General features: G+C 36.6%; 12 protein-coding genes. 5 read left to right on the top strand and 7 right to left on the bottom strand.

From position 1 onward, the window contains the following. Positions 1-72: 72 nt before the first annotated feature. Both HT698_RS03255 and HT698_RS03250 read right to left on the bottom strand, forming a co-directional pair. Positions 73-621, bottom strand: a complete 549-nt coding sequence (locus HT698_RS03255) for an ECF-type riboflavin transporter substrate-binding protein (RefSeq protein ID WP_000403162.1) — start codon at positions 619-621, stop codon at positions 73-75. A gap of 18 nt (positions 622-639) precedes the next feature. Beyond that, on the bottom strand, positions 640-1,488 hold the full coding sequence (locus HT698_RS03250) for an S-adenosyl-l-methionine hydroxide adenosyltransferase family protein (protein WP_173217902.1): 849 nt from the start codon (positions 1,486-1,488) through the stop codon (positions 640-642). A 188-nt stretch (positions 1,489-1,676) separates the two neighbouring features. On the opposite strand from HT698_RS03250, the gene trkA reads away from it, so the two are divergent. Both trkA and HT698_RS03240 read left to right on the top strand, forming a co-directional pair. Continuing rightward, the gene (trkA, locus tag HT698_RS03245) at positions 1,677-3,026 is read left to right on the top strand and encodes a Trk system potassium transporter TrkA (RefSeq protein WP_173217904.1); all 1,350 of its coding nucleotides are present in this window, start codon (positions 1,677-1,679) and stop codon (positions 3,024-3,026) included. A gap of 3 nt (positions 3,027-3,029) precedes the next feature. Beyond that, positions 3,030-4,469, top strand: coding sequence for a TrkH family potassium uptake protein (locus HT698_RS03240; RefSeq protein ID WP_173217906.1), 1,440 nt, complete (start codon positions 3,030-3,032; stop codon positions 4,467-4,469). Positions 4,470-4,593: 124 nt separating this feature from the next. On the opposite strand, the gene HT698_RS03235 is transcribed toward HT698_RS03240, so the two are convergent. The 5 genes from HT698_RS03235 to HT698_RS03215 form a co-directional block, all read right to left on the bottom strand. Next, on the bottom strand, positions 4,594-6,273 hold the full coding sequence (locus HT698_RS03235; protein WP_173217907.1) for a PTS transporter subunit EIIC: 1,680 nt from the start codon (positions 6,271-6,273) through the stop codon (positions 4,594-4,596). Positions 6,274-6,341: 68 nt separating this feature from the next. After that, positions 6,342-7,754: a 6-phospho-beta-galactosidase gene (gene lacG, locus HT698_RS03230; RefSeq protein ID WP_173217909.1), complete on the bottom strand. Its 1,413-nt coding sequence runs from the start codon at positions 7,752-7,754 to the stop codon at positions 6,342-6,344. A 9-nt stretch (positions 7,755-7,763) separates the two neighbouring features. Next, positions 7,764-8,108, bottom strand: coding sequence for a PTS lactose/cellobiose transporter subunit IIA (locus HT698_RS03225; protein ID WP_000836780.1), 345 nt, complete (start codon positions 8,106-8,108; stop codon positions 7,764-7,766). 167 nt (positions 8,109-8,275) lie between these two features. Further along, positions 8,276-10,162, bottom strand: coding sequence for a DUF4838 domain-containing protein (locus HT698_RS03220; protein WP_173217911.1), 1,887 nt, complete (start codon positions 10,160-10,162; stop codon positions 8,276-8,278). A gap of 1 nt (position 10,163) precedes the next feature. Then, positions 10,164-11,486: a PTS sugar transporter subunit IIC gene (locus tag HT698_RS03215; RefSeq protein WP_050090535.1), complete on the bottom strand. Its 1,323-nt coding sequence runs from the start codon at positions 11,484-11,486 to the stop codon at positions 10,164-10,166. 168 nt (positions 11,487-11,654) lie between these two features. Here HT698_RS03215 and HT698_RS03210 point away from each other — a divergent pair, with 168 nt between their 5' ends. The 3 genes from HT698_RS03210 (at position 11,655) to HT698_RS03200 (ending at position 14,722) form a co-directional block, all read left to right on the top strand. Beyond that, positions 11,655-12,878, top strand: coding sequence for an ROK family transcriptional regulator (locus HT698_RS03210; protein ID WP_173217913.1), 1,224 nt, complete (start codon positions 11,655-11,657; stop codon positions 12,876-12,878). 1,009 nt (positions 12,879-13,887) lie between these two features. Further along, positions 13,888-14,172 carry a hypothetical protein gene (locus HT698_RS03205; RefSeq protein ID WP_050259685.1) on the top strand — a complete coding sequence of 95 codons (285 nt, stop codon included), beginning with the start codon at positions 13,888-13,890 and terminating at the stop codon, positions 14,170-14,172. Beyond that, positions 14,165-14,722, top strand: coding sequence for a DUF6036 family nucleotidyltransferase (locus tag HT698_RS03200; RefSeq protein WP_173217915.1), 558 nt, complete (start codon positions 14,165-14,167; stop codon positions 14,720-14,722). The genes HT698_RS03205 and HT698_RS03200 overlap by 8 nt, the downstream gene beginning before the upstream one ends. Positions 14,723-14,833 lie beyond the last annotated feature (111 nt).

Raw genomic sequence — 14,833 nt, 5'->3', positions numbered from 1 at the left:
CTATCCTAGCTTACTTTCCTAACTAATCTATAAACATCGAAAAAGACTGGTTGTCCAGCCTTCCCCATCATTTTAGTCCTTTTTCAAACTTCCTGCACGAGTTTGAGTTCCCGCATAGGCAAGCAAGAGAAGAGTTCCTGCAATAGCTACAGATACACCATTAGCAATTCCCGCAACAATCCCTTGGGCAAATACTTTTTCTGCCGCTTCTTGATAAATCACAACATCTCCAAGTGGCGCCAAGACACCCCAAACAAGGGCATTTGCAAGTAGTTGAATGAGGTTAAAAATAAGAATATCTTTCCAGTCAAAGACACCATTGATCACTCGAACGTACTTTCTAAAAAGTCCCACAACTAAACCAAAGAGGCCGCTAGCGATAATCCAAGTCCACCATAGACCATAGCCAGCAAGAGAGTCCTTGATTGCATGACCAATCAACCCGACAAGCAAACCGATAATCGGTCCAAAAATAATAGAAAGTAGCGCTTGTACCGCATACTGAAGCTGGATGCTTGTATTTGGAACAGGGGTCGGAATGTTGATCATCCCGATGACGACAAAGAGGGCAGCGCCAATTCCGACAGCAACAACTTGTTTAATTGTAAATTTGATTTCCATACTATTTATTCTCCTATTTTATGATTCTATTTTCTTTATTTCAATAGTCCAAGATGAACCGACACCCACATTATAGGCCTTGGCAAAGGAACCTTGATTGATAGCCAAACCTAAACGATAGAGAGAGTTGATGTAAAGGATGGGTTGCCCAATTCTCACATCTGCAAATGATTTACCATAGACAACCTGATTTTGATAGACCAGCATATCAGCGTGATAGATAGTCACTTCAAAACGGTCACCGAATGCTGGTTCCAGCTTGTAAAACTCTTCTCGCGTGATAGAGGTCCAAAGCGAACCAAAACGCACATCCAGAATATCAATAGCTCCCTTCACCCGATGATCTTCAATGATGGTCTCTACGACTGGAAGTTCCACAATCTGATCCACACTGAGCTCTGGCCCCACTTCCTCAAAAGTAATGTGACCGCTGGCTAGTTTAGCACCAGTATAAGCATAAACATCACGACCGTGGAAGGTATAAGAATGCTCTGTGTTTTGACGCCTATTAGCTACCTCAGAAATTTCACGAATGGCTACAATACCAACGTGTTTCTTGATAAAAGAAAGAGTCCCATTATCTGGCGTGACAATATATTGATTTTTTGCAGTCTTGGCAACCACACTCTTACGTTTCGAGCCAACACCTGGATCGACCACCGATACAAATGTCGTTCCCTCAGGCCAGTAATCCACCGTCTGAAAGAGACGGTAACTCCCCTCAAAAATATTATAAGGCGTGATATCGTGCGTCAAGTGATGAATTTTTAAGGTTGGAGATTCTTCTAAAGCCACTCCAATCATAGCCGATACCGCACCATCAACCAGACCAAAGTCTGATTGTAATACCAGTAAATTATTATTCATTTTATCTCCTTGTATATCCTTTATCATACCATATTTCAGAGAAAGGTGCTAATAGCTATTTCAATTGATTAGGGTATAGTTTTACCTTATAGCAAATTTCCTACTAAAAACTCTGGTTATTAGCTAGTAGGTGCATTTTTTCTTGAAAAAAGGTATGATAGTTACATAATGAAGAAGTAGGTTTTATTATGAAAATTATCCTTGTCGGAGGGGGAAAAGTTGGTTCTGCCCTCTGTCGCTCCTTGGTTGCAGAAAAGCATGATGTTTTGCTGATTGAGCAAGACGAAGCTGTCCTCAATCATATTGTCAATCGCTTTGATATCATGGGTATCCTTGGTAACGGGGCCGATTTTACCATCCTTGAGCAAGCCAGTGTCCAGGATTGTGATATCTTTATCGCCCTGACTGAATACGATGAAGTCAACATGATTGCAGCCGTTTTAGCCAAAAAAATGGGAGCTAAAGAGACCATCGTTCGGGTGCGGAACCCTGAATATTCTAACTCTTATTTCAAGGAAAAGAATATTCTCGGTTTTTCTCTTATCGTTAACCCTGAGCTCTTGGCTGCCCGCGCTATCGCCAACATCATTGACTTTCCCAACGCTCTATCTGTCGAACGCTTTGCTGGTGGACGCGTTAGCCTCATGGAATTTGTCGTCAAATCCACTAGCGGTCTTTGCCAAATGCCCATTTCTGATTTTCGGAAAAAATTTGGCAACGTCATTGTCTGCGCCATAGAGAGGGATCATCAAATTATCATCCCAAGTGGTGATATGACCATACATGATAAAGATAGAATCTTTGTCACTGGTAACCGTGTTGATATGATGCTCTTCCATAATTATTTCAAATCTCGTGCTGTGAAGAGCCTTCTCATCGTTGGAGCAGGTAGAATTGCCTATTATCTACTAGGTATTCTCAAAGACAGTCGTATCGATACCAAAGTCATCGAGATTAACTCTGAAAGGGCACGTTTCTTTAGTGAGAAATTCCCTAATCTCTACATCGTTCAAGGAGATGGTACCGCAAAAGATATTCTGCTAGAAGAAAGTGCTCAAAACTATGATGCCGTTGCGACTCTAACAGGAGTCGATGAGGAAAATCTGATTACTTCGATGTTCCTTGACAGGGTAGGTGTACAGAAAAATATTACCAAGGTCAATCGTACCAGTCTCCTCGAAATTATCAATGCGCCTGATTTTTCAAGTATCATCACACCTAAAAGCATCGCTGTAGATACGATTATGCACTTTATTCGTGGTCGTGTTAATGCCCAGTATTCAGACCTTCAAGCCATGCACCATCTAGCCAATGGCCAAATCGAAACCCTGCAATTCCATATCAAGGAAGCCAATAAAATGACTGCCAAACCTCTTTCTCAACTGAAACTAAAAAAAGGAGTTCTTATTGCAGCCATCATTCGAAAGGGCAAGACTATTTTCCCTACTGGGGAGGATATGTTGGAAGTTGGAGACAAGCTCCTAGTAACAACCTTGTTGCCAAACATCACCAAGATTTATGACTTAATCGCGAGGTAAGAAATGAATAAAAGTATGATTCGTTACCTCCTTTCAAAGTTACTTTTGATTGAAGCTGTTCTCCTCTTGGTTCCTGTGTCTGTCGCTGTCTATTACCGTGAATCGAGCCAAGTCTTTACAGCCCTCTTTTCGACCATTGGGATTCTCGTATTACTAGGCGGTTCAGGAATTTTACAAAAGCCAAAAAATCAACGGATTTATGCCAAGGAGGGAGTCTTAATTGTGGCCCTCTGTTGGATCCTTTGGTCTTTCTTTGGCGGTCTCCCCTTTGTCTTTGCTAGACAAATTCCCAGTGTTATAGATGCCTTTTTTGAGATCAGTTCTGGCTTTACAACTACCGGAGCAACTATTCTGAACGACGTTTCGGTCCTCAGTCGTTCCCTCCTCTTCTGGCGAAGTTTTACCCACTTGATTGGAGGGATGGGAGTGCTTGTTTTTGCACTTGCTATTATGGACAATGCCAAAAATAGCCACCTAGAAGTGATGAAGGCTGAGGTTCCTGGTCCCGTCTTCGGTAAGGTTGTATCCAAACTCAAAAATACTGCCCAGATTCTCTATCTCCTTTATCTAGCTCTCTTCTCCCTCTTTGTCATCATCTATTATCTAGCTGGTATGCCCCTATTTGATAGTTTTGTCATTGCCATGGGAACAGCAGGTACAGGAGGATTTACCGTCTATAACGACGGAATTGCTCACTATGGCAGCTCATTGATTACCTATCTGGTTAGTATCGGAGTTCTGGTGTTTGGGGTGAATTTCAACCTCTACTACTACCTCATGCTCCGTCGCGTCAAAGCCTTCTTTGGTGACGAGGAACTTCGTGCTTACTTGGTCATTGTACTGCTTTCTACAGGATTGATTAGCCTCAATACCCTCTATCTCTACCCAGGATTTTCAAAAAGCTTTGAAATGGCCTTCTTCCAGGTTTCCAACATCATTACAACAACTGGTTTTGGATACGGAGATATTACCAACTGGCCCCTCTTCTCCCAGTTTATCCTCCTCTTCCTCATGGTAATCGGTGGCTCTGCTGGATCAACTGCAGGTGGACTCAAGATTATTCGAGGCCTCATCCTTTCAAAAATTGCCAAAAACCAAATTTTGTCAATCCTATCGCCCCACCGTGTTTTGACCCTCCATGTTAATAAAACGGTGATTGACAAAGATACCCAGCATAAGATTCTCAAGTACTTTGTCATCTATTCTATGATTTTGCTAGCGCTTATCTTCATTGTCAGCCTAGATAGCAATGATTTTCTGGTTGTGACCAGCGCTGTCTTTAGCTGTTTCAATAATATCGGACCTATCCTAGGAACCACTTCTAGTTTCTCAATCTTTAGCCCTATCTCAAAAATCCTCCTCTCCTTTGCAATGATTGCAGGGCGCTTGGAGATTTATCCTATCTTACTTCTCTTTATGAAGAGAACTTGGTCTAAGAGATAAAATACAAAATCCCTCTTTTTACAATTGTGAAAGAGGGATTTTTATATTAAAAAGGGGGAACGTTTTTAAATCCAAGCCTGTCTGTAAGCAAAGTCCTTACTCAAATAAAAGATGGAAAAACTTACTACACAGCTTGGTAATGCTCCAATACAAATTGTAAGGCTTTACTTGGATTCTTTGTTAAATGAATATATTCCATTCCTCTGGTAGCAACTATCTGAATACCTAATCTTTCTGCATCCACCTTCATCTCTCTATAATAACTCCGAACTTGTGGAGCCAGAATGATCAAATCATAAACACCCATAATATCATAGTGAGCTCCGTACGCTCCTGAATTCGCAATCACTCTAACTTCTGCTAATTGAGCGCCCTCGTTAATTGCATTGGCTAATTGCGCACTTGTTCCAGATCCTGCACAAAGAACCAGTACTTTCAACTCCTTACTTTTTATTTCATCTAACTCACCAGGCATTATTTCACTTGTATCCTCCTCTAAAATAATATCATTTGAACTTGCAACATCTTCTTTCATCAGTAACTGTCTATCATACGCTCTACAGAATGGCAAATAAATCAATATGTCGACAACTAAAATCAAAAATAAAAATACAAAGGAGATAGGTTGAAAATTCGTTCCAATTAACAATCCCAAGGGTCCAGGAAAGGCCCAAGGTAACTGGATATAAAATCCATTCATTCCAAAGAAATCAATAAAGACCTTTCCTAGAAATACATTCACTGGTGGAGTCATCAAAAAAGGGACAAAAAGATAGGGATTCAAAATAACAGGCATACCAAATAGAAGAGGTTCATTTACCGCAAATAAAACAGGAGTAATTGTAGCTTTACCTACCGATTTTAATTGTTTAGACCGCATAAAGAAAATCAAAATAAATGGTACAACAAAGGTAGCCCCCGTTCCTCCGATAGCAGCGATATAATTCCCGAAATTAGGTGTTAAAGAATGATAAGGGAACTGCCCATTTGCAAGGAGTTGAGCATTCTCTTCCATATTGCTTAGTTGTAAAGCTGTAACAGCAGGTAAGACAATAGATGGTCCATGAATTCCAACAAACCAAAGCAAAGCACACATAAACCAAATCAACATCATAGCAGGATATGATTCTGCTCCCTTAAAAATAGGGGTCAATAGTTGTTGAAATACTTGGGCAAAAGGAACATCTAAACTAAACCGAGATACAATATCTAACAAACCACTAATAAGTAAAATAAAAGAAAAAGGAAAAATATCTCTAAAAGCTTGTGATATAGCCCCAGGAACTTCCTTAGGTAAATAAATAGTAATGTCTCGCTTAATACAGAATCGGTAAACATTTACAGTAATAAAGGCACTGACAAACGAAGTTATCAATCCTTGAGATCCTAAATAGTTTGTCGACAAACTTGTAGATCCCGTCTTCTCATCAACTACAAGCGTTACAGTTAATACCAGATAACTACATATGGCCGCCAACATTGCAGAAGTATCATTTATTACCTTTCCAGGAGGCATTTTTCTATTAACATTTCCAGCCAATGACTTTGCAACTGTCCCTGAAACAATAACACCCAAAACTCCCATGGTTAGCATATATACTTTCCTCATCCAGGCAATAGCTGGACTCGGTAACTCTACTCCGAAATTTTTAGGAATCATAATAATAATCATCAAAAAGCTTGAAAACATAATTAAAGGCATAGTAGCAATGAATCCATCTTTAATAGCCATCATATAATTATTAGTAGAAATTTTTTCAAATTTCCCTTGTTGTTTTTCAATGGCAGCGACTAGCTTATCCATAAAACTCCTCCTATAAAAAATTCAACCTCATATTTAAAACATATTAAACATCATTCAAATCGCTAACCTTAATTCCGTTTTAGCCCTTTTACCCAAAGAGCACTTTTCTTAATATATCTCTTCTGTGTTTCATAATCAACAAAGAAAAGACCATATCGCTTATTGTAGCCATTCGCCCAAGAAAATTGATCTTGCAAAGACCATATAAAATAGCCTTGAATATTGACTCCCCTATTTCGAGCCTCTAAAACTTTGTGTAAATGTTGCTCAATATAACGGATTCTCTTACTGTCATCAATAATATCATTCTCGCCCTCTGGCTTAACCTCTTTAAGGGCTGTACCATTTTCAGTTAAATAAATGACCGGATGTTGAGGATATTCTTCTTTGATACGAAGCAACATATCAAATAACCCTTGAGGATAAATATTCCAATCCCAATCTGTTGTCGGAATACCAGGCTTTTTTACAAATTCACCTAGAGCATTTAATTTAAAAGAAGACTGTCCTTTTATTCCTGTTGAATTAAATTCTTGTCTATTTTTACCTTCGTATTCACGAATAAATTCTGAACGATAATAATTCATCCCAAACATCGTATTAAGAGGTGCAGCTCTTTTCATAATTTCTAAATCACCATCTTCAATAATAAAGCTAGAATTATTAGCTTCCAATATTTGATTCAAGTGGAAAAGCGTGTCATCACTGTAGTACCCCAAAAAAGTTCCATCTAATAGAAACTTATTATTATAAACATCATACCGTTTAGCTGCTAAAATATTTTCTTTTTTCCCATCAATAGAATAGCCTGGTTTTAAAGCATGAATACAACCTATCTCTCCCTCAATTCCTAATTGATGAAATTCGAGGACTGCACGAGCATGCGCCAACAACATATTATGATTCGCTTGAATTGCTTCAGATAATTGAAAATGGTGATTTGGAGGAAACTGACCTCCTATATATTGACCTGCAGCAAGAGACATCAGTTCATTGATTGTAAACCAATGTTTGATTTCTGTAAATTCTTGAAAACAAAAGCGAGCATATCGTATGAAACGATCAATATTCCCTCTATTCAACCAATCCCCTGTTTCTAACATTTTCTGAGGCGAATCAAAATGATGTAAAGAAACAAACGGAATCACATTATGTTTTAAGCAGGACTGAAATACTCTATGGTAATACTGAACAGCCAATATATTAGGCTCCCCATCTATATCAGGAAATATGCGAACCCAAGAAATAGATAAGCGCAAAGCCTGTAAACCATGTTCTGCCGCCAAGGCTATATCTTCTTCGTAACGATGATAAAAATCACTAGCTGGATCTGGTAAGAACGGACTATTTTCTTGCAAATAAACATCCCACATATTTATTCCTTTGCCATCTACCCTAGTTGCACCCTCTACTTGGTAAGCAGCGGTGGCTGCTCCTAATAAAAACTCTTTTGGTAGGGCATTAACCTGTAAATTTTCCATAACCGATCCTCATTGCAAGCCAATGTGTTCTTCAATCTTTCGAATTCGTTCATATTCATCAATAAAAAACTTGACCTGATCATACAATAGCATCGTTGTCATCAAGGTATCTTGACCATGAATCATGATAAAACTCACTTCAAAATTATCTCCAGATGCCTCCTCCGCTAATAAATTAGTCTGTTCTCGATGGGCAGACACTATTGAGTCGTTTGCAGACTCAACCAATTCTCTTGCCTGTTCAAAATATCCATCTCTCGCAAACGCCAAAGCATCCATCAAATCTGACCTTGCATCTCCTGCGTAAGCGACAATTGTAAAACCAAGCATATTTATTTCTTCTTTTGATTTCATCTTTCTTCCTCCTCAATCTTGATCCATCTTTTACACATCATTATTAAAATGACTTCGCTACGATACAAATAGAAAGTTGACCCTAAATATCTTAAAAATCCTTAAATTTCATAATATTTAGGATCAATCTTCTCTGAATACCTTAGTTCATTTTCTATACTTATGATTTATAAGTGGAAACCAGCGTAATTTTTTGCTACTTCAATTACACGATAAACATCCAAATTAGATTGGAATAGTAATTCGTGCCCACGGATATAATTCAACACATTTCTCCATTCATCTTGAGCTTGCCTTGTTTTTCCAGTTGCTTGAAGATATAAAGCCTTCGCCATCTTAACAACATATTCACGATGATAACTGAGCTGTTTCCATTCATCCTTTTGACTATTTAATAACTTAGAAATATTTTCCTCAATAATTGGTAAAAAATTATCAGCTAGATTGTAAGCTATATAATAATGATTCGCTAAAACATCATTTTGACGGCTGCCAATTGCATTAAAATAATCACATGAGGAATAACTAGATAATTTTTCTAAATATTCAACAACAGACTGCCAATTTGACCCATACAAAGCAGAAAAGTATTCTTCAATCAATTCTTCATAACTTCTTGTCTTCTTCCAGAGCATTTGCCCCATAACATAATTAGGAAAATTATGAGGGAATCCGGCACGTAATTCTTGACACGAAATGTACCCGTTCAAATGTAGGTTTGAAAGATAAGATACATCTTTGTAAATAGTTTGACTAATTTTCATATAGCCTAAATCGCCATAATGAGCACGCCCTAAAGGATAGTCATATACGAAACTATCTCCTTTAAATGTTTTTTGCCACTCAAAAAGATAAGATAAATTTTCCTCAAGAGAATTCGGAAGTATAATTTTATTACGCAGATAAGGTTTAGGCGTAGGTATGGAATTGTCAAAATATACATCTGCATAACTCATTTCAAATGTTCTTGTAATCGGTGCAAACATCATGGTAAAGCGTTCAGGATTATCTAATTTTTCTTTCTGAGGTGCCCATAACAACTCATGGTAAAGCAGAAAACAAATCTTTGTATCTAATCCCTCACTCGTTAAAGCCCTATCCAATTGATTGAGAATACGAATATACTGATCCGAAACCAATTCTTGTCTACAGTTTTCGCATTCACAAATATTATTACGAGCATCCGACAACCATACATGTAAGTAGTTCACATCAGGTCTTTTCTTGGCATAATCCTTGATAATTTCTACCATCTTATCAGCTACATCTGGATTTGAAAAATCCAGGCTGGTTAAAATCGGAGCCGTATTAAACAATTCTCGTTTCCCGTTTATTTCAGCGACATAGGGTTTCTTCTCCTCTGAAATACTAAGACCTGATTCCCAGCCAAATTTTGAAGAGTAACCTAAAACTTCACCTGTCCATCCATGACCAACACGATGATGAATAAGACCTCTTTTTTGCAATTCTTTATCCAACCTATCACTCAATTCTTGTACTAATTCATTTGAAAATTGTTCTTTATTTAGATATGGATTAAACTCATGTTCATACCAACGTTTCAAAAAAGAGTAAGGATTTTCAAACTGGATGAAAAAACTGTTCATCCCAATCTTAGGTAGCCAATCAATGAAATCTAGTATATTTTCAAATGAATCCGCTCCCTCTATACATACTCCCCTATGATAGTAACTGGCTGTTTCATCTATAGATAGCTCTTTATCTAAAAAATCTTCAAATCGTAGCTCTGGAACAAAGTCATGTCCGCGCCCTGGTCTAGTATACACAACCCCAAATTCATGAAACATTCGGTAAATTCCAATAAGTAAACCTACAATTGTATTGGACTCAATTCTCCCCTTACCCTTATTTAATGAGATGAAAATATGGTCTTTTCCATCCTCTTTATTGACTAATCCTACAAAAATATCCGCTTCCTTCTCCTCGACAAGTTCTATGTCAGTCTTAAAGACCCGATTCATATAGTAACTTAATTCCTCTAAGGCAAAGCTAGAATAAGTATTTTTCTGTTGATCAAATACTCTGATAACCATCTTATTTCCCTCCAACAGTAGCTTTTTCTTTTTCAAGATTGCGTTTATCTGCAATTTTGAAGAATGGATAATAAATTGCCACAGAAACCAAAATCAAAACAACTTGTAATAGAGCTCCTCGCCAACTAGCCCCTGTCGCAAGGAATCCTCCTATGATCGGTGGCATTGTCCACGGAAGGATTACACCTGTTGTATAAGGTACTAATCCTACAGCCATTGATACATAGGTAATTAAGGCATTGATTGTAGGAGTAGCAATAAACGGAATCAGCATAATCGGATTTAAAACCGTTGGAAACGTAAATAGAATAGCTGTATTGATATTAAAGATAGACGGTATAATAGCTAGCTTACCTAATGTTTTATTCGCACGACTCTTACTAAATAGGAAGAGACAAATTGCAAGACCAATAGTCGCTCCACCGCCACCAATAAATACAAATAAATCTTTAAACGGTAATGTAATAATGTGTTGTAGGGTTTGTCCTGCAGCCACAGCTTCTTGGTTTTCTGTAGTAAATTGTAACCAAACTGGGTCTACAAAAGCATTTAAAACTTGTCCCCCATTAACTCCACAGAACCAAAAGAATGAGTTTACAATAACACATAGAATCATACCTGGAAGCGTTCCTGCAATTAACTTAAGCGGTGTTCCAACAATTGCACCTAAAAGTCCGTTGAGACCTCCTGCAACTCCTGCCGCTTCAAGACCTTTTAAGACCAGAGCCCACAAAACAAAAGTAGTAAAACCAGGTAAAAGAGCTGAAAATGATTTACTTACTACATCTGGGACACCACTTGGCATTTTTATCGTAATTCCGCGCTGGATAAACATACGATAAATCTCCGCTGTAACCAATCCAATAGTAATCGCCATAAACAACGAAGATGCATTCAGGCTAGAAAATGGTATTGCGCCGCCAAATAACTGCTTGACCTGCTCCCCATTTTTATCATAAACCATACTTGAAAAACGAGGTGCCATCAATACAAAACTAGATAAGGCTATAATCCCTGCAGACGGACCATCTGTACCATATCCTTCCGACAACCTGTAGGCAATACCGAAACAAGCGACCAAGGAAATAATCGCTACTGTTGACTGATTCATAGTTGTCAAGATACTTAGCAATCCAACACTATTCAGCCAATTTGTAAAAGCCTCTTGAGGCCAACTGATTAGAATAAGAAATAAAGAGCCGACTAAAATCAAAGGCATTGCCATCATAAATCCTTCACGAATAGCTTTCAAATGCCGTTGGTTGCCAACTTTTTCACCAAACGGAGCGACTTTCGTTTCTAAAAACGTTAAAATATTGTTCATCACCAGAACTCCTTTTTTTATTTTTTATAAATTAAATATACCACTAACAGAAAGCGTTGTCAATATGTTTTTTTGCTGTTTTTACAATATTTTTTTCTTTGTATAGAATAATAATTTTAATTGATTTTTTCTTATGTTTAATATAAAATAAACCAAAGGAGGAAACAAATGATTACAAAACAATCAGCCTTTTTACAAAATAGAGCCACTATACTGGAGTTTCTATATCGAAATCCAGCAACATCTCGTACAGATATTGTTAATGAAACAGGACTTACTCCAGCAACAACGACTAACATCATCAAAGAGCTAAGTGAACAGTCCCTCATATACGAAACTGGTGATGAATTTAGCGAGTTTTCCGGATCTGGAAGACGGAGAAAAACTATTTCTATTACAGATAATATCCCATATGTTGTTGGAGGTATTGAAATAAACGTCCTAGGTATCTTTCTCAGTCTATGTGACTTACAAGGGAAAAATCTTTTCGAGACAGAAATTTTGAATGAAGATTATCCTATTTCAGAAATCAATTCCACCATTACCAATATGATAAAAACAGCTACAAAGTATGTCCCTTTGGAAACAAAATTACTTGGATTTGGCTTATCAATACCTGGACATTATAACAAAGACTCCGGAAGCATCATTACAAACAACCCCATATGGGAATCTTTTAATTTATTAAATGTAATTAAAGATTTCAATTTTCCTTTTATTGTAAAAAATAATATCGATTGTATGGCTATAGGACAATACCTTTTTAATCCACACAATACCCCCGATAACTTTATTTTCCTACACGCTGGATTAGGTATTTACACTTCCTTTTTCACAAAAGAAAAAATAGGAGCCTCTAAAAATCCTTATATCGGAGAAATTGGACACACCATTGTCGAATTGAATGGGCAATATTGTGAATGCGGAAAAAAAGGTTGTTTACAAACATATATTTCGGATGCTTGGTTAATCAAACATGCCCAATTATTATTTAAAAATTCTCAACTAACTGTACTAAAAAGCCTTGTAAAGACTGAAAAAGACATTCATTTAGATACCCTTTTAACAGCTTACAACTTAGGCGACTCCGCTTTACGTCAACAAATTGATAAAGGAGTCAATTTATTGGCCACTTCTATTGCAAATCTTCTCCTCATCAATCCTGCTGATAAAATCTATATCAACAGTCAATTGCTTAATTATCAACCTTTCACTCATGAAGTCAGGGATAAAATCCAAGATCAACTCCACTTTGTTCCCTTTACTCGTAATATAGAAATTGAAATTTTACCTTACAACAAACATCGTGGAAGTATAGGAGCTTGTGCATTAGCTATCGTCGCTTTTTTCATAGAACATAGCAATGTATTACAAGATATTATTTCACCTTAATATATTAGAAATCTATAGACCTGTTTAAATCAACTATAACCTGTAGTAAATATCTCGTTTTAGACAATATGAAAACAAGACGACTTCCATATAGGAAACCGCCTTCTCGCTATGTTGCATGAAACTGTAAAAATAGATGAAATTGATAGCGGTAGTCAGATCAAGAAACATCGTAACTCTAAAAAGTCACAATATATAAGTTCATCCTCGGAAAAATATCATTCTAATTATTGAAATGCCTACATGAAAAGAAACGTTAAATGCTCATAAAACAACGAATACAGGTATCAAAACTGTGACAAAACAAGTCCCTAAATTTACTAAAGACACTGCTCAACTTTACACCTGTAAATGGTTGTTGTATAATAAAGTTACAAAGATGTACGACCACACTGTTATAAATCATAGTGTTCGCGAATATATTACTGATAGCATTTCTACAAATACAAGTAAAGGGATCGGATGAGATTCAAACGAAATATGTCAGTGTTTTGGCATTCCTAGCCTTCATATCATTTAAAGAATTGTATAGATAAAATTTTTCCCAATACAGACACTCGTAACAACTGCTTCATTTTTCTACCAACATATTTAGGAACAGGATAAGATACAAGAGGATCAATCCATAAATCAGTTCTATACCATTCTAAGACAAATAAGCTAAAAAAACGATTGATAATAAGCAAATGGATTCCAAATTTTCTCTATCTCCTCATTTTAATAAACAATACTAGTGTAACTATCCTTCCAGTCAGAAGCTTGTCAAATCACACCGAAAATTCTTCTAAAATTTATCTCGTTAGGCAATCAAGCAAAAACTCGACGATAGTACAAACATTATCATACAGAATTGACTTCCTAAATTATATACTTTAGTAAGGTTTTTGGATAAGAAAAAAGGTTCATTTTGCATTCTAAACACTCTTTTCTAATACGAGCTAATTAAGAAAAACTACATTTTTAAATATAAACTACAATAAGATAAACTAAATTTCATAGGAGGAAGACAATGGATTGGTACGATTATATGATACAGGCATCCAAACAATCACAATTCAACGCAAGCCATTGGTTTCGCTATTTGCGAAAAGTTATTTTTGAAGACTATTCTTATTTAACAAACCAAGATGTAGAAAAGTTGCTAGACTCCAAAGAACTAACTCATTTTCAAAAAATTAGCTTGAAGTATGCCTTTCAAGAGCATACTCCAACTCATAAATATGTGATTTCATTAAATAAACCTGCTAAGTTAACCAATGTTCAAAAATTGATGGAGAAATACAAGCATGGATAAAATGAAACCGGTCTTCCAAGCCCTAAATAAGGAATTAATTCGGGAAAATCTGACTTTAACAATTATCTGTGTCGGTGGTTATGTCTTAGAATATCATGGTTTACGTGCCACACAAGATGTTGATGCTTTTTATGACCAAAATCAGAAAATCAATGAAATTATTGCTCGTGTAGGAAAACAGTTTAATCTTAACACCCACGAAGAGTTATGGCTCAACAATCATGTTGCAAATATGAACAAACAACCTCCCTTAAGTTTATGTGAATCCTTGTACTCATTTGAGAATCTGACTGTTTTAGTAGTCCCTATTGAGTATGTGTTAGGAATGAAGATGATGAGTATCAGAGAGCAGGATTTGAAAGATATTGGTGCAATTATTAAATACAAAAACTTTCATTCACCATTCGATACCTTTAAATATTTAAAAGACATGGGATTTGATACTATTGACCTCTCTGTTCTATTAGAAGGCTTTAGTTATGCTTATGGTATGGATTGGTTAGAAAAATTTTTTAAAGAAAATCAAGATAAACTTCGCGAATTTTATTAACAGTATAAAACAAGATGATTGTCAATTAGCCAGTCGTCTTGTTTTTATGATGAAATGAAATAAAATCTGAACAAATCGCTTAGAGAATTCCAGTCAATTTCTAGCACTGTT

The sequence above is a fragment of the Streptococcus sp. 3109 genome (genome assembly GCF_013276905.1).
In the GTDB taxonomy this organism is placed as follows: Bacteria; Bacillota; Bacilli; order Lactobacillales; family Streptococcaceae; genus Streptococcus.
The sequence above is the reverse complement of the archived record's forward strand: the minus strand, read 5'-3'. Positions and strand labels throughout refer to the sequence as shown.